The sequence below is a fragment of the Priestia endophytica DSM 13796 genome, assembly GCF_900115845.1.
In the GTDB taxonomy this organism is placed as follows: domain Bacteria; phylum Bacillota; class Bacilli; order Bacillales; family Bacillaceae_H; genus Bacillus_I; species Bacillus_I endophytica.
In genome coordinates this window covers 275,241-291,286 of sequence record NZ_FOXX01000005.1, presented here as the reverse complement: position 1 = coordinate 291,286, position 16,046 = coordinate 275,241, and the positions used below count along the sequence as shown (strand labels likewise).

Sequence of the window (16,046 nt, the reverse complement as noted above, 5' to 3'; positions counted from 1 at the left end):
GAGTCGTTGGGATGCAAGGCATCTCGAATTATTATATAATCGGTTCTAGAATAAAGTATCCGTCTAAAATTAGTATATTTGAAGGAGGTTTATCATTTGTCATTGCTACACTTACTCGTACTATCGCCTTTCTTATTTGCGATACTTGTACCCTTTCTATATAGATATGTGCGAAAGGTTCATACAGGATGGTTTGTCCTTATTTTACCTCTTGCCTTATTTCTATATTTTCTTCAATTCATTAAACTTACGAGCAGTGGCGAAGAAGTTGTTCGTACATTTGAATGGATTCCAAGCTTAGATATCAACTTCACTCTGCATGTTGATGGGCTTGGTCTTTTGTTTGCTTTGCTTATTACAGGAATCGGGTCTTTAGTTACTCTTTACTCTATTTATTATCTATCAAAAGATAAAGAGGCATTACATAATTTCTATGTATATCTTCTCCTCTTTATGGGAGCCATGCTTGGAGTCGTGCTTTCTGATAACTTAATTGTTCTTTATACATTCTGGGAGACCACAAGTCTTTCCTCTTTTTTACTTATCGGATATTGGTATAAAAGAGAGAAGTCCCAGTATGGAGCACAAAAATCAATGCTTATTACTGTTTTGGGAGGGTTAGCTCTTTTAGGCGGAATTATTCTCTTGTACATGATGACGGGCACATTTAGTATCCGTGAAATTATAGCTAACCTTGATCTCCTAAAAGGAGAAGCTTTGCTTTTACCTGCTCTTATCCTTGTTCTCTTCGGGGCATTCACAAAATCAGCTCAGTTTCCGTTCCATATTTGGTTACCAGATGCTATGGAAGCTCCAACTCCTGTTAGTGCTTACTTGCACTCAGCTACAATGGTGAAAGCAGGAATCTATCTTGTAGCTCGTTTAAGTCCTGTCTTCAGTGACCATGCTGCATGGTTTATTTTGATTTCAACATTTGGAATCTTCACCTTGTTTTGGGGCTCCTTTTCTGCTGTAAAACAAACGGACTTAAAAGGAATTTTAGCTTTTTCAACAGTTAGTCAACTTGGAATGATTATGTCATTACTTGGGGTTGGAAGTGCGTCTTTACATTACGACTACTTAGAAAACAATATTTTTATCGTCGCTGTTACTGCTGCTATTTTCCATCTCATTAACCACGCTACTTTCAAAGGAAGCTTGTTTATGGTAGCCGGAATTGTGGACCATGAAACAGGAACACGTGATATTCGAAAACTTGGTGGTTTAATGGGGATTATGCCTGTTACTTTTACAATTGCTTTAATTGGGTCATTCTCAATGGCTGGTATTCCTCCATTTAACGGATTTTTGAGTAAAGAAATGTTTCTAACTGGGATGATTAATGTTCTAAAGATGGATATTTACCATATCGAAACATGGGGGATTCTTCTTCCTGTTATTGCATGGGTAGCTAGTGTGTTCACCTTTGTATACAGCATGATTTTATTCTTTAGAACGTTTACAGGGAAACTTCAACTTGAGAAGCTTGAGAAAAAACCGCATGAAGCGCCAGTTGGAATGCTTATATCACCAGTTATCTTAGCTTCCTTAGCTGTTATATTTGGTTTTTTCCCAAACATTCTATCTTCCACCCTTATCATACCGGCTATGAAATCAATACTTCCAACGATTGCTCAAAGTAGTCGAGAATTCGATGTGGAAATCAAACATTGGCATGGGTTTACACCTGAATTGTTTATGACGATTGGAATCATTGTAATAGGAACGATTCTTTTCCTTACTGTTCGAAAATGGTCCTTTATTTATGAACGTTTTCCTCAAAAACTCGCCCTTAACCATTTTTATGATCAAGGGTTGATTGGAACAGAACGTGGTTCAGCATGGATTATGAAATCATTTATGTCTGGCCATATTCGAGATTATCTTGTTTACATTTTTGTATTTCTATCTATTATTTCATTAAGCTCTCTCTTTGTGACAAATGCATTTCATCTTGACGTAACAAATGTTGCCCCAATTGGAGTTTATGAAATAATCCTAAGTCTTCTGGCTGTCGGAGGAGCTGTCATCACTGTTCTTGCTAGAACACGTATGGTTGCCATCATTGCAGCTGGTGTCGTTGGATATACCATTTCACTATTCTTTGTTATCTTTCGGGCACCTGATTTAGCGCTTACACAGCTTGTTGTAGAAACAATCTCTGTTGCTTTATTTTTACTTTGTTTTTTCCATTTACCAGAAATCACAAAGAAACAAAAACGACTCAGATTTCGATTACTAAACTTACTTGTTTCAATTGGAGTAGGATTTGTTGTCACAATGTTTGGTATCGCCTCTCATAGCGAGAAACTATTCCCTTCTATTTCTAAGTATTTTGTGGAGGAAAGCTATAAAGAAGCAGGTGGGAAGAATATTGTGAATGTTATCCTTGTAGACTTTCGTGGATTTGATACATTGTTTGAAATTACAGTACTTGGTATCGCTGCTTTTGGAATCTTTGCGATTGTTAAATTACGTCTAACCAAAAGGAGTGAACGTGAACATGAAGGTAAATGATTTAATTTTAAAAACGGCTACGAACGTTGTGTCGTTCATTATCATCACTTTCTCCATTTATCTGTTTTTCACTGGTCACTACACTCCTGGTGGAGGATTTATCGGTGGATTGATGGCTAGTGGTGGTTTGTTATTGTTATTACTTGCTTATGATTTGAAAACTATTCAGTCAATTATCCCTTTTGATTTCAAAAAGGTGATTGCTACAGGGCTTTTAATAGCCGTTGCTACTGGAGTAGGTGGATTCTTCTTTGATGTACCTTTTCTTACTCATACGTATGGGTATTTTGACCTTCCATTCTTTGGAGAACATACGGCTTTAGCAACAGCAACTCTATTTGACTTGGGGGTTTATCTTGTTGTTGTGGGAATTACCATGACCATTATTCAAACGATTGGAGAGAGCGAATAATGGAAATATTAATGTCAATTGTATCAGGCATACTCTTTATGTGTGCAACGTATTTAATTTTATCTCGTAGCTTACTACGGGTTATTATCGGAACTGTCCTTTTGAGTCACGGAGCTCATTTAATGATTCTTACAATGGGCGGACTAAAACAAGGAACAGTTCCTCTGTTAGGCGAAAATGCTTCTTCTTACACAGATCCATTGCCACAAGCTTTGATTTTAACGGCTATTGTTATTTCTTTTGGGGTTACTGCTCTTTTCTTAGTTCTTGCATACCGCTCATATCAGGAATTAAAGACAGACGATATGAATGATTTAAAGGGGTGTGAGGACGATGAGTAATTATGTAATTTGGCCACTACTAATTCCTTTAATTACAGGGATTATTCTTATGTTTTTTAGCCGAAATGTTACTGTTTCTCGTACAATTAGCATAGTTTCTTCTCTTGTGGCTACTGGTTTCTCTGTACTTCTTGTACATTTAGTTAAAACGTATGGAATTTTAACTCATGAGCTTGGAGGATGGAAACCTCCTTTTGGAATTGTACTTGTAGCTGATATGTTTTCAGCACTACTTGTCCTTACAACAAGTATTGTCAGCTTGTGCTGTATTTTATTTTCTTTTCGTTCTATTGGACTTGAACGAGAAAGATTTTACTTTTACTCTTTTGTTCAATTTATGATTGTAGGTGTCACAGGGGCATTTTTAACTGGAGATATCTTTAACTTATTTGTATTCTTCGAAGTTATGTTAATGTCTTCCTATGTTTTGATCTCATTAGGAGGCACAAAGCTTCAACTTCGAGAGTCTCTTAAATATATTCTTGTAAATATTGTTTCTTCAGCCCTTTTTGTTATCGCAGTTGGGTTCTTATACTCTGTAACAGGAACATTAAATATGGCTGATTTATCAGTGAAAGTTGCAGAAGTAGGACAGCCTGGTATCATAACAGCTATTGCTCTTCTCTTGTTTGTGGTCTTTGCCATAAAAGGAGCTCTATTTCCACTATATTTTTGGCTTCCTGGTTCATACAAAGCACCTCCACCTGTTGTAACAGCTTTATTTGGTGCACTGTTAACTAAAGTTGGTGTTTATGCTATATTCCGAGTGTTTACACTTATTTTCTATCATGACCAAGCATTTACACACACCATTATTGGTTATGTATCGCTTCTAACGATTGTAGCAGGATGTATTGGAGCTATTGCCTATTGGGATGTTGAAAAAATTATTATTTATAACATTATCATTGCAGTTGGTGTTATTGTATATGGAGTTACCTTAACAACAGAAACTGGAATTGCAGGAGCACTTTACTATTTAATTCATGACATGATCATTAAAGCAGCTCTATTTCTATTAGCAGGAGCAATGATTACTATTACAGGAACAGCTTCAGCCAAAAAAATGGGTGGTCTAATTAAACGTCACCCTTTCCTCGGATGGATGTTCTTTGTAGCTGTAATTTCTCTTGCTGGAATCCCTCCTTTGAGTGGCTTCATTGGAAAGTTCTTATTAGTAGAAGGTGCTGCACAGTCACATAGCTATCTGTTTATGGGTATCCTTTTAATCTCAAGTTTAGTTGTTCTATATTCTGTCATCAAAATCTTCATTCATGCTTTCTGGCGTGAGCCAAAGTTAACAGATAAAGAAGAGAAAGGAACAACAAAGGGAATGTTACTACCTATTGTCATTCTACTAGCTCTTTCTGTTGGATTAGGTGTAGGAGCTGAATTTGTTTCTCCTTATATTTTTGAGGCTGCAAAAACGCTAATGGACCCGTCTATTTATATTGACGCGGTTTTAAAGGAGTAGGTGAAATATGTCGTTTCAAATCCTTTTAAACGTAATAATTGCTTTATTATGGATGTTCTTTCAAAATGCTTGGAGCGGTCTCGCATTTTCTAAAGGCTATCTCGTTGGAATCATTATCTTATTCTGTTTAAGACGTTTTTTCCCTAACCGTTTTTATATTCAAAAACTTGTTGCTATCGTTTATTTGCTTTTATTATTCTTAGTTGAATTACTCAAAGCAAACTATAGTGTGTTAAAAGAAGTCATTCGCCCAACCTTAAAAATCCAACCAGGAATCTTTGCTCTTCCACTTGAAGTAGAAAAAGATTGGGAAATTATGCTCCTTGCTAATATGATCACACTTACCCCTGGAACACTTGTTGTTGATATTTCAGATGATAATTCAGTTTTATATATTCATGCAATGCATATCGATGATGTGCACGAAGCAATCGATGATATTAAGAATTCATTTGAAAAAGCTATTATGGAGGTGAGTCGATGACCCTTGATATTCTCACTACAATAGCTTTAATCATTTTATCGCTAGCAACGATAGGACTTCTTTATAGGGTTGTGAAAGGGCCTGGTATCTCAGACCGCGTTATGGCTCTTGATGCAATTGGTATTAACCTTATGGCTATTACCGGAATCACATGTATTATAGTTGATACAGATGCATTTTTAGATATTATTCTCCTGATAGGGATACTAGCCTTTATTGGAACAGTTGCTTTTGCTAAGTTTCTTGAGAAAGGAGCGATTATTGATCATGACCGAGACAGCTAAACTTATAGTAGGCATTTTAGTATTATTAGGAAGCCTTCTTTCCCTTATTACAACAATTGGAATGCTGCGCTTTCCTGATACTTATACAAGAGCTCATGCAGCTTCTAAGAGTGCTACACTTGGTATTATGTTCACACTCATTGGAACGGCAGCATACTTCTGGTTCACAAAAGGATATATAAGCGCAAAAGTAATCCTTGGTATTATCTTTGTACTAATGACAACTCCTGTCGCTTCCCATTTGATTACGAGAGCCTCTTACAATAAAGGTGTTGCTCTTTGGAAAGGGAGCGTTAGGGATGACCTTAAAGAAAAATATAAAAAACAGAAACAAGAACAATAAAAAAACGATCCACATGTGTGGATCGTTTTTTTATTATAAAGAAGCACGTAAAATAGCTAATACATCTTCTTTGTTTAGTACTTTAAATTTACCAAATTCTCCATTTGCCATCGCTCTATCTGCCATAAGCTCTAGTTTAGAATCATCGATATCATAATCAGCTAAACGAGTTGGTGCACCAAGGCTTGTCCAGAACTCACGTAGCTTCTCAATTCCTTCAAGAGCCACTTCTCGATCAGATTTACCCTCTTCTTCAACTTGGAATACGCGAGTAGCAATCTGTTTGAAGCGCTCCACATTTTGATCAAGCGTATGCTTCATCCAGTTCGGGAACAGAATAGCAAGCCCTCCTGCATGAGGAATATCATATACAGCTGAAACAGCATGTTCGATATTATGTGTTGCCCAGTCGCCACGGTGTCCCATTTGAAGCATGCCATTTAAGGCAATCGTACCTGAATATAGAATGGTTTCACGGTGCTCATAGCTTTCTAAGTTTTCAAGAAGTTTTGGCGCTGTATCAATAACTGTTCTTAACGTTGCTTCACACATACCGTCTTGAAGCTTTGTATTTGAGACAGGATGGAAATATTGTTCAAATACATGACTCATCATATCAATCATGCCATATACGGTTTGATCTTTTGGAACTGTAAATGTATTAACAGGATCTAGGATTGAAAATTGTGGGAATGTTGCTGGGCTACCCCAACCATATTTCTCATTTGTTTCCCAATTCGTAATAACAGATCCAGCGTTCATTTCAGAACCTGTTGCAGCTAACGTCAGTACTGTACCAAATGGAAGAGCTTCTGTTGCAAATGCTTTTTTCGTTACTAAATCCCAAGCATCACCATCGTACTTAGCGCCTGCTACAACAGCTTTTGTGCAATCAATAACGCTTCCACCACCAACTGCTAGTGCAAACTCAATACCTTCTTGCTTACAAATTTCCACACCTTTTCTTACCGTTGTCAAACGAGGGTTTGGCTCAACGCCCGCTAGCTCATGAACTGTTGCTCCCACTTCGTTCAAAATGTTCATTACTTCATCATATAGTCCGTTACGCTTAATGCTTCCGCCACCATAGACTAAAAGAACTTTCTTTCCATACTGTGGAACGAGTTCACGCAATTGCTCAACTTGCCCTTTACCAAAAATTAATTTAGTTGGGTTATAAAATGTAAAATTATCCAAAACAAATTCCCTCCTCGATTTCTTCCTTATTATGCAGAAATCCATTTTACTTTGTAAAGAAATGTGCTCCTTCTTTAAAGTGTCACAAATCCTAAAAAACATGTTCTATAAAATAGGCATTACCCACAAACATTACCACAGAAACCGTAGAATATTTTCGTCCTAAAACACCAAGCTAATAAGGAAAGATTACAAAAGGAGGTTGTCAATTATGAGTGGTATTCAACGAACTGCACTTGTTCTTACTATTATCGGAGCAATCAACTGGGGACTTATCGGGTTCTTTCAGTTTGATTTAGTAGCGGCTATTTTTGGAGGCCAAACTTCTGCTCTTTCTCGTATTATCTATGGATTGGTCGGCATTGCTGGCTTAATTAACTTGGGACTTCTGTTTAAGCCTTCTGCAGAAGTAGAGCGTACAGAGCCAAAAATGAATGAACAATAAAAAAAGCAGGGGACTATTACAGCCCCTGCTTTTTCTTATCATTGAAGAATCTTTTTGATTTTGTCAATAGCCCAATTTAAGTCTTCTTGCTCAATGATAAGCGGTGGAGCAAAACGAATTACAGTATCGTGTGTTTCCTTGCATAGCAATCCTTCTGCTTTTAGTTTTTCACAGTATGGCCGCGCTTTTTCATGAAGTTCTACTCCAATAAATAGGCCCTTTCCCCGAACTTCTTTAACAATCGATGACTGAATTTTTTCTAACTGTTCTTTGAAATAGTTCCCTAAATCGAATGACTTTTCCACAAGATTTTCATCTTGAATCACGTCAAGAGAAGCTAGGGAAACAGCGCATGCTAAGGGATTCCCTCCAAACGTTGATCCATGTGAACCTGGGTTAAATACACCTAGAATTTCCTTGTTTGCCGCAACGCATGAAATAGGAAAAACACCCCCTCCTAGGGCTTTCCCTAAGATTAGTACGTCTGGCTCTATATCTTCCCAATCACAAGCAAACATCTTTCCCGTTCTTCCGAGTCCTACTTGAATCTCATCTGCCACAAATAGAACGTTTTGTTCCTTACAAAGAGCAGCAGCTTCTTTCAAGAAGCCTTGTGGAGGAACGTTAATGCCTGCTTCACCTTGAATAGGCTCCATTAGAAAAGCAACAGTATTCGGTGTAATTGCTTCTTTCAGTGCTTTTAAGTCTCCGTATGGAACAAGTTTTATGCCAGGAAGCATTGGACCAAAGCCACGTTTGTATTCTTCTTCCGAAGAAAGCGAAACTGCTGTCATTGTACGTCCATGAAAATTATCGTAGCATGCAATAATTTCCGCTTTATTTTCTTCAATTCCTTTTTTCTCGTAGCCCCAGCGTCTTACGGCTTTCACCGCTGTTTCCACTGCTTCTGCTCCTGTGTTCATAGGTAAAATCATATCTTTATTTGTAACCGCACACATTCTCTCATACCATGGACCAAGCTGGTCATTGTGAAAAGCTCTTGATGTAAGGGTGACACGGTCTGCCTGTTTTTTTAATGCTTCAATAATTTTAGGATGGCGATGCCCTTGGTTAACAGCTGAGTATGCACTAAGCATATCCATATATCGATTTCCCTCTGGATCCTCTACCCATACCCCTTCTGCCTTTGAAATAACAATCGGTAATGGATGATAATTGTTGGCACCAAATTTTTCAGTTTGGTTAATTACCTTTTCACTTGTTATCTTCATTTTTCATCCCCCTCAAAATTTCTAAACATTCTTACTATTAACTATACTGAAGTAACCATATCTAAAAGTAAATAAAAGAAACTCATTTTTCGTTAGTTCCTCTTCTAAGAGGAACATTACCCGTTCTTTTCTTCCTTCTAACGTATAAAAAGCAATAAAAAAAGCAGCTGACTTATCAGCTGCTTTTCACCGTCTTTACTTCTTAATTAGATCTTGACGGTTAGATTGCTCAACCCACTCTTCAAGCTTTTCGCGTAGTGTGTTGAAACCTTGTGGTGCTGCGTTCTCTACAGGTTGCGCTGCCGCTGCTGCTTGAGGACGCTTTTTCTTTGGTTCTTCTTTTACTTCTGGTTCTGGTTGAGTAGCACGAATAGAAAGACCAAGCTTTCCAGACTTTTCGTCAACAGAAATAACTTTTACAGGTACTTCTTGACCTACTTTAAGATGCTCATTAATATCTTTAACGAAACCGTGAGTAACTTCTGAAATATGAACTAAACCTTGAGTTTCTTCGTCTAGTGCAACGAAAGCTCCGTATGGTTGAATTCCTGTAACTTTTCCATCAATAACGCTACCTACTGTAAACTTTTCAGCCATGTAAACACTCCTAAGTTTTTGTTAGTTTTTTCTCGATTATACGCAATTTTAAATTATAGCATACTTATCTGTCATAATCAAAACAATCCTGACTTATACTTAGTTTAGACTGTTGCTTCTTTTTTGTATCCTTTAAGTTAAATAAAATAATGCGTAATTATTACCATTTCCTTTTTTTCACTGTCTTCCTTAGACTGTCTATTGGAATGTGTTTCTTCGCTATATATCTTTCTAAAAATAAAGAAATATACAAAATCGACACATAGTTTTCAGAATATTATCATCAAAATTTCTTGAACTGTGTTAAAATATAAGAAAAGATAAAAAACTTCTGTTGGGGGAAGAGTGAAGGTCAAAAGAGGTGGTTGTGTAAAAACTTTAAACAGGGAGGCTAAAAAATGAATACAATTGGACAAAATATTCGTTTTCAGCGTGAGCAAAAAGGAATGTCACAGGAAGAGCTAGCATTGAAAATCCGTGTAGGGACTTCAACAATTCAAAAATATGAATCAGGCCAAAGTTTACCTGATACTCAAACTATTTTAAAGATCTCTACTGCTCTCGATATTCCAGCAGCAGAGCTCACAAGCAGACCTACCGTGCGCCAGCTTGTTTTTCCAGATGCTGAGCTAACACAGCTTGTTAATGAGATTGGGGTCGAAAGAACAAAGCGCCTGTTACAAAAGATAAAAGGATATAGCGATGATCAATTTTTAACAATTATGAACACGTTATTTTATGAAAAAGATCTTCTTATTGAAGAAGGATAATAAAAAAGGAACGTACTTCTGTACGTTCCTTTTGTTATACCTGTTGCTTTTCTTTTACTTTTGTAAACTGATTCATAAATCGTTCCATTCTTCTTAGAGCTTCTTGCAAGGAATCAAGAGAAGCTGCATAAGAACAACGCACATATCCTTCTCCACTTTCTCCAAACACATACCCAGGTACAACCGCTACCTTTTGTTCTAACAACAACCTTTCTGCGAATTCATTTGATGTTAAACCCGTTGCTTTCACAGAAGGAAACGCATAAAAAGCTCCGCCTGGCTTGTGACATGATAATCCAATTTCATTTAACGATTTGACAAAGAAGTTGCGGCGACGACGATAGCTTTTTTTCATTGTCTGCACATCTTCTTCACCTGTTTTCAAAGCTTCTAATGCTCCATATTGAGCCATTGTTGGCGCACACATCATCGCATATTGATGAACTTTAAGCATTGCCCCTGCCAAATCTTCGTGTGCGCATAAAAATCCAAGGCGCCATCCTGTCATCGCAAATCCTTTTGAAAAACCTGAGATAATAATTGTACGGTCTTTCATCCCTTCTAATGAAGCGATTGAACAATACTCTTCATCATACGTTAACTCAGCATAAATTTCGTCTGCTAACACAATAAGATCGTGTTCTTTTGCAATAGCAGCAATTTCTTCAAGCTCACCTTTTGAAAGAACACTGCCTGTTGGGTTGTTTGGCGAACAGATTAAGATGGCTTTTGTTTTATCTGTAAGCTGTTCTTTTATTTTAGAAGCATGAAGTTTAAAATCTTCTTCTCCATTTGTTTGAACAAATTTAGGAATGCCTCCAACAAGCTCAACTAACGGTCCATAAGCAACAAAGCTTGGTTCGATAATGAGCACTTCTTCACCAGGATTTACGATGGCTCTCATTGCGATATCAAGCGCTTGACTCGCTCCTACTGTGACAATAATGTTAGAGTTTGCCTCATATTGAAGATCAAATTTACGATCCATATAGTTTGCAATTTCTTCTCTTAGTTCCAATAACCCTGCATTTGCCGTGTATGACGTGTACCCTTTCTCTAGAGATAAGATAGATGCCTCACGTACAGACCATGAAGTAACAAAATCCGGTTCTCCAACTCCAAGGGAAATCACGTCTTCCATCCCATTCGCAAGATCAAAAAAACGGCGAATGCCTGATGGCTGAAGTTCATCTACAGTTTTTGATAAATGTCGTTTCATTATGGTGACACCACAATTCTTTTGTCGTCGTCATCATATTCATAAATTGTGCCATCATGTTTATATTTCTTCATAATAAAATGGGTTGTTGTGGAAACTACTGAATCAAGTGTTGATAATTTCTCAGACACGAAATTTGCAATTTGAGACATTGACTTTCCTTCGATTGTAACAGATAAGTCATACGTACCTGACATCAAATAAACCGCTTTAACTTCCTCGAAGCGATAAATTCGCTCTGCAATTTCATCAAATCCAACACCACGCTTTGGCGTAACTTTGACATCAATCATAGCTGTTACACCTTCATGACCGTCTACACGGCGCCAGTTAATATCTGTTGAATATTGAACAATTACTTTTTTGCCTTCAAGCTTTTCGACAACTTCTTTTGTTTCTTTCTCTGATAAGTCCACCATTTTAGCGATACTATCAAGAGGTAATCGGCTATCATGTTCTAATATTTCTAAAATTTCCAATTCTTTTTCAGATAATTGCACGGAAAATCCTCCTCATGTCCCTGTACTGATACTTACATTAAGTCGTATACCATTATACACTTTTGTTCTAGCAAAGATTATAACAAATCCACTCTTGTTCTCCTACCTCTTTTTCAACTTCTTTTTTTACACATATTCCCAACCCTTTAAAGAGAAGGATATCTCCTCTCTCTTTCCAGTTAAAAACTTTGCTTAAGAACAAAGAAAACGGGAAAACTATGAAAAAAATTGTTGGAGTTGAACTAAATGCATAACGTTGCCTTTTCGTCTGGACATTATATTGATTTTATAAATGGTGTGAAAGTTTTTTACGAAGTACATGGTTATCGTAAAAACAAACCAACAGTCTTATTAATTCATGGGTTTTTGTCTTCTACGTTCAGCTTCAGACGCTTAATTCCTATTTTAAAAGAAGACTTCACAGTTATTGCAGTTGACCTCCCTCCTTTTGGTCAAAGCGAGAAATCCCTCTCTTTTAAATATTCATATCAAAACCTTGCAAATCTTGTGACAGGACTTTTAGACTTATGGGGAATTAATAAAGCAATTGTGATGGGACATTCAATGGGAGGACAAATTGCATTAAATATCGCAAAAGAAAAGCCAAACTATGTTTCGAACCTTGTGCTTTTATGCAGCTCAGGTTATTTAAGCAGAGCTCATTATGGGCTTGTTGCTTCTTCTTACTTGCCTTATTTTCATCTCTGGATTAAGCGTTGGCTTGGAAGAAAAGGAATTCAAGGAAATTTAGAAAATGTGGTGTACAACTTGGATCTTGTGAATCAAGAAATGGTTGAGGGATATATGAAACCATTTCGAACCGATCACATCTTTATGGCTTTAGCCAAGATGATTAGAGATCGTGAAGGGGATTTATCGTCTGAAGCCTTAAAAAAAATCAATGTTCCAACGCTTTTAATTTGGGGAGAGGAAGATAAAGTAGTGCCAATTAGCGTTGGCAAAAGACTTCATGGAGACATTTTAAATTCTACATTTATTTCCCTTAATAAGACAGGACACTTAGTTCCAGAAGAAAACCCTAAAGCAATTTGGAGACATATGCTACAATTTATTTAAGAAGAGAGACTCCATCTATTAGAGTCTCTCCTTCTTAGTTAATGGAGCAGCTGCTTTGATCTTTAACAAGAAGAAGTTCGCTTGCTTTTTGTTTACATTGTGAAAGTGGAATTACTTCTTCAGATGAGAATTCATAGATACTTTGGATTTTACGAGCAAGTTCTTCAGCATTATCGTGTACGTGTAATGCTTGTAAAACATCGCTAATTTCAGTTTCATAAAATCCTTCACCGTATCCAAGCGGATCCCAGTAATACAAGATTTCATATAACTTTATATTTGTTTGCTGTGTTTCGTTCACACTTTTTCACCTCTTTTTTTACTTTATCATGTTCAAGGAGTGATGTTAAATGACAAATTCTTTTGATCAAGTTTTAAATCGCAAAAATACTCAATCTGTAAAATGGGATTTTAATAAAGCCGTTTATGGAACAGATGATGTCTTACCAATGTGGGTAGCGGATATGGATTTTAAACCGCCTCAAAAAGTTCTTGATGTCTTATCAGAACGAATTCAGCACGGTATCTTTGGATATACATCTCCAACAACCGATACATATAAATCTGTCTGCAGATGGTTACATAAACGACATGGTTTTAGTGTTGACGCATCTTCTATTATTTATAGTCCTGGCATTGTTTTTGCAATCAGCATGGCAGTACAAGCCTTTACAAATGAAGGAGAGCAAATTGTCATCCAACCCCCTGTTTATACTCCATTCTTTAATATGATTCAACAAAATAATCGTAAACTTGTTGAAAACCCGGTTATTTTAGAGAATGGTCAATATAAAATGGACTTTGCGGATTTAGAAGAAAAGTTTGCACAAGGTGCTAAAATGATGATTCTTTGCAGTCCTCATAACCCAGCTGGCCGTGTGTGGACAAAACAAGAGCTCCAAAAAGTTGCAGACCTTTGTATGCAATATAATGTGATTTTGCTTTCTGATGAGATTCATTCAGATCTTGTATATCAGCCAAACAAGCATATTCCTATTGCAAGTTTGTCAGAGGAAACATCAAACCTCACTATCACTTGTGTAGCTCCTAGTAAAACATTCAATTTAGCTGGACTACAAGCTTCAGCAATTGTTATTCCAAACAAAAGTCTTCGCTTGAAATACCAAGAAACACAGCGTAGGCAAGGAGCAGGTGGCCTTAATACGTTTGGGATCATTGCGTTACAAGCAGCCTATAATTATGGAGAGGAATGGCTTGAAGAGCTTCTTCCATATTTGAAAGAAAACATTAATACAGTACATGAATTCATTCAAAAAGAAATTCCAGATATTGAGCTAATTTATCCTGAAGGCACATATCTTGCTTGGATTGACTGCCGTGGAACAGGTTTTTCAGATGAAGAATTAAAAGAAAGACTTCTTCATAAAGGTCATTTAGCACTTGAGCCTGGACCTAAATATGGTACGCAAGGTGAAGGATTTGTTCGTATGAATCTTGGTTGTTCTAAAGAAACAGTACTTGAAGGTCTGAAACGTTTGAAAATAGCACTAAGCAAATAGAAAAGCAGGCTAATGCCTGCTTTTCTACATTTTCGTTGTATTTTTAATTTTTTCCTCAAGCTCTTTTGCTTGTCTTTCTTGCTTTTTGGAAATTTTCTTTATAAAGCTCATTGTCCAAATAGCGGCTAAAAAAAATAAGATAAGCGTAATAAATGCAGGAATATACTCCGTCTTATCTTCAGGAAAATATAAAAAGAAACCAAAGCCAAACATCTTTTTCACACTCCTCAGTTTTTCTATTTCTAACCTGAAATTTGTGAGCCTTTCCTTTATACTAAACATAAGGAAAATCTAAGAGGGGGAAATAGCATGGAAGAGAAGATTGAAGTAGGTTCTATTGTGACGGGCCTATATAAAACAGGAAAGTATGTAGGAGAAGTGACTGAAATCCGTCCTTCTCATTATCTTGTGAGAGTTTTAGCTGTTTTAAAGCACCCTACTCAAGGAGACCTTCATAACCCAAATCAAACGGATGTTGCGCTCTTTCATGAACGCAGAGCTCTTGCTTACCGTGAACAAACGAATGTTCCAAAAAAAATGGTTCATATCTTTGATGAAGGTGTACCTGATTATAAAGAGTCACTTGCAAAAGCGCTCTCTGCTCAAATTGAGAAATATGAAGGTGATGAGAGTTCATTTGCTCAACAATGTCTTGTTCATCTCAAAAACCTAGAAAAGGACTACTTTCCTCAAACGTAAAGCCAAATCACTTTTTGAATGACTTGGCCTTTATGCAAACTTATTTAATACTTTGGAAAGGTCAATTCGATCTCCAATGGTTGTTTTAGCAGGGCTTGATAAATAACTTTTATCCTTTTCAACAAGCTTGAAAATGTTATAGGTTGTCATCGCATCATCCAACGCACGATGATGCGTCCCTGTTCCTTTTTTCCCGTATGCTTCAACTGCTTTCCAAAGACCTGTTTGATTACGATCCCCAAAGAATTTCTTATATTCCATCGATAAATCAACTTGTTCACCTTTAAATGTGAAAGGAATGCGGGCTTTCTGACAATTTTGTCGCAACACTTTCATATCCATATTTCCCCATGTGACAACAGTAGTCTCATAGTTTTTACAATAATTTTTGAATAGGTCTGCAAGCTCTTGAAGTGTTATACCACTATCAACGCTTTGCTGTTCGATGCTTAAAAATGTTTTACAACGGTTAGTTAATGTGGGGAAATGCTGGGGGCGAACATAAGAGGAAAATGTGTCAATAACTTTGTAATTTCTCGCTACTACAATGCCAACTTCAATAATCTCCGGAAAAAAACCTTTCGGGCGCCCTTTTTGTTCAGGCATTGTGAACTCAAAATCAATAAAAAGATGCTGACTTTCTTTTCCCATAACTCCTCCCACCCTTCAATATTTTTCTTCTTTAGACAATATATTTTTATTATACCATCTCAACTGCTTTTATATGTCAGTTTTTTGACACGAAACTAAATATTCAGAATTTAATTTTTGTTCTTTTCTAGCTTTCTTACTAGTTAATCTATTCATTTTTTTGTAAAATGATAATAGTTAAACGCCCTTAATTCTATCTTTACGAGAAAAACGGCTTGTTTGTTTAAGAATTCTAGAATATAAGGAAGAAGAGCTAACTAAATTTTAAAGATTGTTCTATCCTC

The 16,046-nt window shown here is 36.7% G+C and carries 20 protein-coding genes; 12 read left to right on the top strand and 8 right to left on the bottom strand.

Going from position 1 to position 16,046, the window contains the following annotated elements:
* Nucleotides 1–96 precede the first annotated feature (96 nt).
* Genes BM012_RS12185 through mnhG form a run of 7 tightly spaced genes read left to right on the top strand, consistent with a single transcriptional unit; the run spans nt 97 to nt 5,855 of the window.
* Nucleotides 97–2,517 carry a Na+/H+ antiporter subunit A gene (locus BM012_RS12185; protein WP_061804571.1) on the top strand — a complete coding sequence of 807 codons (2,421 nt, stop codon included), beginning with the start codon at nt 97–99 and terminating at the stop codon, nt 2,515–2,517.
* Nucleotides 2,504–2,929 (top strand): Na(+)/H(+) antiporter subunit B, encoded by a 426-nt coding sequence (locus BM012_RS12180; protein WP_019395074.1) that lies wholly within the window; start codon nt 2,504–2,506, stop codon nt 2,927–2,929. The genes BM012_RS12185 and BM012_RS12180 overlap by 14 nt, the downstream gene beginning before the upstream one ends.
* A complete protein-coding gene (locus BM012_RS12175; RefSeq protein ID WP_061804572.1) occupies nt 2,929–3,270 on the top strand; it encodes a Na(+)/H(+) antiporter subunit C in 342 nt (113 codons plus the stop codon). Before BM012_RS12180 ends, BM012_RS12175 begins: the two co-directional genes overlap by 1 nt.
* Nucleotides 3,263–4,744 carry a Na+/H+ antiporter subunit D gene (locus BM012_RS12170; RefSeq protein ID WP_061804573.1) on the top strand — a complete coding sequence of 494 codons (1,482 nt, stop codon included), beginning with the start codon at nt 3,263–3,265 and terminating at the stop codon, nt 4,742–4,744. The genes BM012_RS12175 and BM012_RS12170 overlap by 8 nt, the downstream gene beginning before the upstream one ends.
* A 7-nt stretch (nt 4,745–4,751) precedes the next feature.
* Nucleotides 4,752–5,228: a Na+/H+ antiporter subunit E gene (locus BM012_RS12165; protein ID WP_061804574.1), complete on the top strand. Its 477-nt coding sequence runs from the start codon at nt 4,752–4,754 to the stop codon at nt 5,226–5,228.
* Nucleotides 5,225–5,512 (top strand): Na(+)/H(+) antiporter subunit F1, encoded by a 288-nt coding sequence (locus tag BM012_RS12160; protein ID WP_061804575.1) that lies wholly within the window; start codon nt 5,225–5,227, stop codon nt 5,510–5,512. The genes BM012_RS12165 and BM012_RS12160 overlap by 4 nt, the downstream gene beginning before the upstream one ends.
* A complete protein-coding gene (mnhG, locus tag BM012_RS12155; RefSeq protein ID WP_061804576.1) occupies nt 5,496–5,855 on the top strand; it encodes a monovalent cation/H(+) antiporter subunit G in 360 nt (119 codons plus the stop codon). Before BM012_RS12160 ends, mnhG begins: the two co-directional genes overlap by 17 nt.
* A 33-nt stretch (nt 5,856–5,888) precedes the next feature.
* On the opposite strand, the gene BM012_RS12150 is transcribed toward mnhG, so the two are convergent.
* A complete protein-coding gene (locus tag BM012_RS12150; protein ID WP_061804577.1) occupies nt 5,889–7,052 on the bottom strand; it encodes an iron-containing alcohol dehydrogenase in 1,164 nt (387 codons plus the stop codon).
* Between the two features lie 211 nt (nt 7,053–7,263).
* On the opposite strand from BM012_RS12150, the gene BM012_RS12145 reads away from it, so the two are divergent.
* Entirely contained in the window at nt 7,264–7,497 is a 234-nt protein-coding gene (locus BM012_RS12145) for a DUF378 domain-containing protein (protein ID WP_061804578.1), read from the top strand.
* A gap of 38 nt (nt 7,498–7,535) precedes the next feature.
* Here the strand turns inward: BM012_RS12145 and BM012_RS12140 are convergent, their stop codons facing one another.
* Both BM012_RS12140 and yugI read right to left on the bottom strand, forming a co-directional pair.
* Complete coding sequence (locus tag BM012_RS12140; protein ID WP_139210337.1) at nt 7,536–8,729, bottom strand: ornithine--oxo-acid transaminase; 1,194 nt, start codon at nt 8,727–8,729, stop codon at nt 7,536–7,538.
* 195 nt (nt 8,730–8,924) lie between these two features.
* Nucleotides 8,925–9,326 carry a S1 domain-containing post-transcriptional regulator GSP13 gene (gene yugI, locus BM012_RS12135; protein ID WP_061804579.1) on the bottom strand — a complete coding sequence of 134 codons (402 nt, stop codon included), beginning with the start codon at nt 9,324–9,326 and terminating at the stop codon, nt 8,925–8,927.
* 398 nt (nt 9,327–9,724) lie between these two features.
* On the opposite strand from yugI, the gene BM012_RS12130 reads away from it, so the two are divergent.
* A complete protein-coding gene (locus BM012_RS12130; protein WP_019395064.1) occupies nt 9,725–10,096 on the top strand; it encodes a helix-turn-helix domain-containing protein in 372 nt (123 codons plus the stop codon).
* 34 nt (nt 10,097–10,130) lie between these two features.
* On the opposite strand, the gene BM012_RS12125 is transcribed toward BM012_RS12130, so the two are convergent.
* Together BM012_RS12125 and BM012_RS12120 are read right to left on the bottom strand one after the other, a co-directional pair.
* Nucleotides 10,131–11,315: an aminotransferase gene (locus tag BM012_RS12125; protein WP_061804580.1), complete on the bottom strand. Its 1,185-nt coding sequence runs from the start codon at nt 11,313–11,315 to the stop codon at nt 10,131–10,133.
* Nucleotides 11,315–11,815 (bottom strand): Lrp/AsnC family transcriptional regulator, encoded by a 501-nt coding sequence (locus BM012_RS12120; RefSeq protein ID WP_019395062.1) that lies wholly within the window; start codon nt 11,813–11,815, stop codon nt 11,315–11,317. Before BM012_RS12120 ends, BM012_RS12125 begins: the two co-directional genes overlap by 1 nt.
* Before the next feature lie 246 nt (nt 11,816–12,061).
* Between BM012_RS12120 and BM012_RS12115 the strand changes: the two genes are divergently transcribed.
* The gene (locus tag BM012_RS12115; protein WP_061804581.1) at nt 12,062–12,892 is read left to right on the top strand and encodes an alpha/beta fold hydrolase; all 831 of its coding nucleotides are present in this window, start codon (nt 12,062–12,064) and stop codon (nt 12,890–12,892) included.
* 34 nt (nt 12,893–12,926) lie between these two features.
* On the opposite strand, the gene BM012_RS12110 is transcribed toward BM012_RS12115, so the two are convergent.
* Complete coding sequence (locus BM012_RS12110) at nt 12,927–13,193, bottom strand: DUF1871 family protein (RefSeq protein ID WP_061804582.1); 267 nt, start codon at nt 13,191–13,193, stop codon at nt 12,927–12,929.
* A 49-nt stretch (nt 13,194–13,242) separates the two neighbouring features.
* On the opposite strand from BM012_RS12110, the gene BM012_RS12105 reads away from it, so the two are divergent.
* Nucleotides 13,243–14,412 (top strand): MalY/PatB family protein, encoded by a 1,170-nt coding sequence (locus tag BM012_RS12105; protein ID WP_061804583.1) that lies wholly within the window; start codon nt 13,243–13,245, stop codon nt 14,410–14,412.
* 24 nt (nt 14,413–14,436) lie between these two features.
* Here the strand turns inward: BM012_RS12105 and BM012_RS12100 are convergent, their stop codons facing one another.
* Nucleotides 14,437–14,625 carry a hypothetical protein gene (locus BM012_RS12100; protein WP_019395058.1) on the bottom strand — a complete coding sequence of 63 codons (189 nt, stop codon included), beginning with the start codon at nt 14,623–14,625 and terminating at the stop codon, nt 14,437–14,439.
* A 96-nt stretch (nt 14,626–14,721) separates the two neighbouring features.
* Between BM012_RS12100 and BM012_RS12095 the strand changes: the two genes are divergently transcribed.
* Complete coding sequence (locus BM012_RS12095; protein ID WP_061804584.1) at nt 14,722–15,111, top strand: kinase-associated lipoprotein KapB; 390 nt, start codon at nt 14,722–14,724, stop codon at nt 15,109–15,111.
* Nucleotides 15,112–15,141: 30 nt separating this feature from the next.
* On the opposite strand, the gene kapD is transcribed toward BM012_RS12095, so the two are convergent.
* Nucleotides 15,142–15,762, bottom strand: a complete 621-nt coding sequence (kapD, locus tag BM012_RS12090) for a 3'-5' exonuclease KapD (RefSeq protein ID WP_019395056.1) — start codon at nt 15,760–15,762, stop codon at nt 15,142–15,144.
* Between the last annotated feature and the right edge of the window lie 284 nt (nt 15,763–16,046).

Bases quoted from the DNA above. Each gene is read 5' to 3' on its own strand.
- BM012_RS12180 (WP_019395074.1), top strand. From the start codon at position 2,504: ATGAAGGTAAATGATTTAATTTTAAAAACGGCTACGAACGTTGTGTCG.
- BM012_RS12175 (WP_061804572.1), top strand. From the start codon at position 2,929: ATGGAAATATTAATGTCAATTGTATCAGGCATACTCTTTATGTGTGCA.
- BM012_RS12170 (WP_061804573.1), top strand. From the start codon at position 3,263: ATGAGTAATTATGTAATTTGGCCACTACTAATTCCTTTAATTACAGGG.
- BM012_RS12165 (WP_061804574.1), top strand. From the start codon at position 4,752: ATGTCGTTTCAAATCCTTTTAAACGTAATAATTGCTTTATTATGGATG.
- BM012_RS12160 (WP_061804575.1), top strand. From the start codon at position 5,225: ATGACCCTTGATATTCTCACTACAATAGCTTTAATCATTTTATCGCTA.
- mnhG (WP_061804576.1), top strand. From the start codon at position 5,496: ATGACCGAGACAGCTAAACTTATAGTAGGCATTTTAGTATTATTAGGA.
- BM012_RS12145 (WP_061804578.1), top strand. From the start codon at position 7,264: ATGAGTGGTATTCAACGAACTGCACTTGTTCTTACTATTATCGGAGCA.
- BM012_RS12140 (WP_139210337.1), bottom strand. From the start codon at position 8,729: ATGAAGATAACAAGTGAAAAGGTAATTAACCAAACTGAAAAATTTGGT.
- yugI (WP_061804579.1), bottom strand. From the start codon at position 9,326: ATGGCTGAAAAGTTTACAGTAGGTAGCGTTATTGATGGAAAAGTTACA.
- BM012_RS12130 (WP_019395064.1), top strand. From the start codon at position 9,725: ATGAATACAATTGGACAAAATATTCGTTTTCAGCGTGAGCAAAAAGGA.
- BM012_RS12125 (WP_061804580.1), bottom strand. From the start codon at position 11,315: ATGAAACGACATTTATCAAAAACTGTAGATGAACTTCAGCCATCAGGC.
- BM012_RS12115 (WP_061804581.1), top strand. From the start codon at position 12,062: ATGCATAACGTTGCCTTTTCGTCTGGACATTATATTGATTTTATAAAT.
- BM012_RS12105 (WP_061804583.1), top strand. From the start codon at position 13,243: ATGACAAATTCTTTTGATCAAGTTTTAAATCGCAAAAATACTCAATCT.
- BM012_RS12100 (WP_019395058.1), bottom strand. From the start codon at position 14,625: ATGTTTGGCTTTGGTTTCTTTTTATATTTTCCTGAAGATAAGACGGAG.
- BM012_RS12095 (WP_061804584.1), top strand. From the start codon at position 14,722: ATGGAAGAGAAGATTGAAGTAGGTTCTATTGTGACGGGCCTATATAAA.
- kapD (WP_019395056.1), bottom strand. From the start codon at position 15,762: ATGGGAAAAGAAAGTCAGCATCTTTTTATTGATTTTGAGTTCACAATG.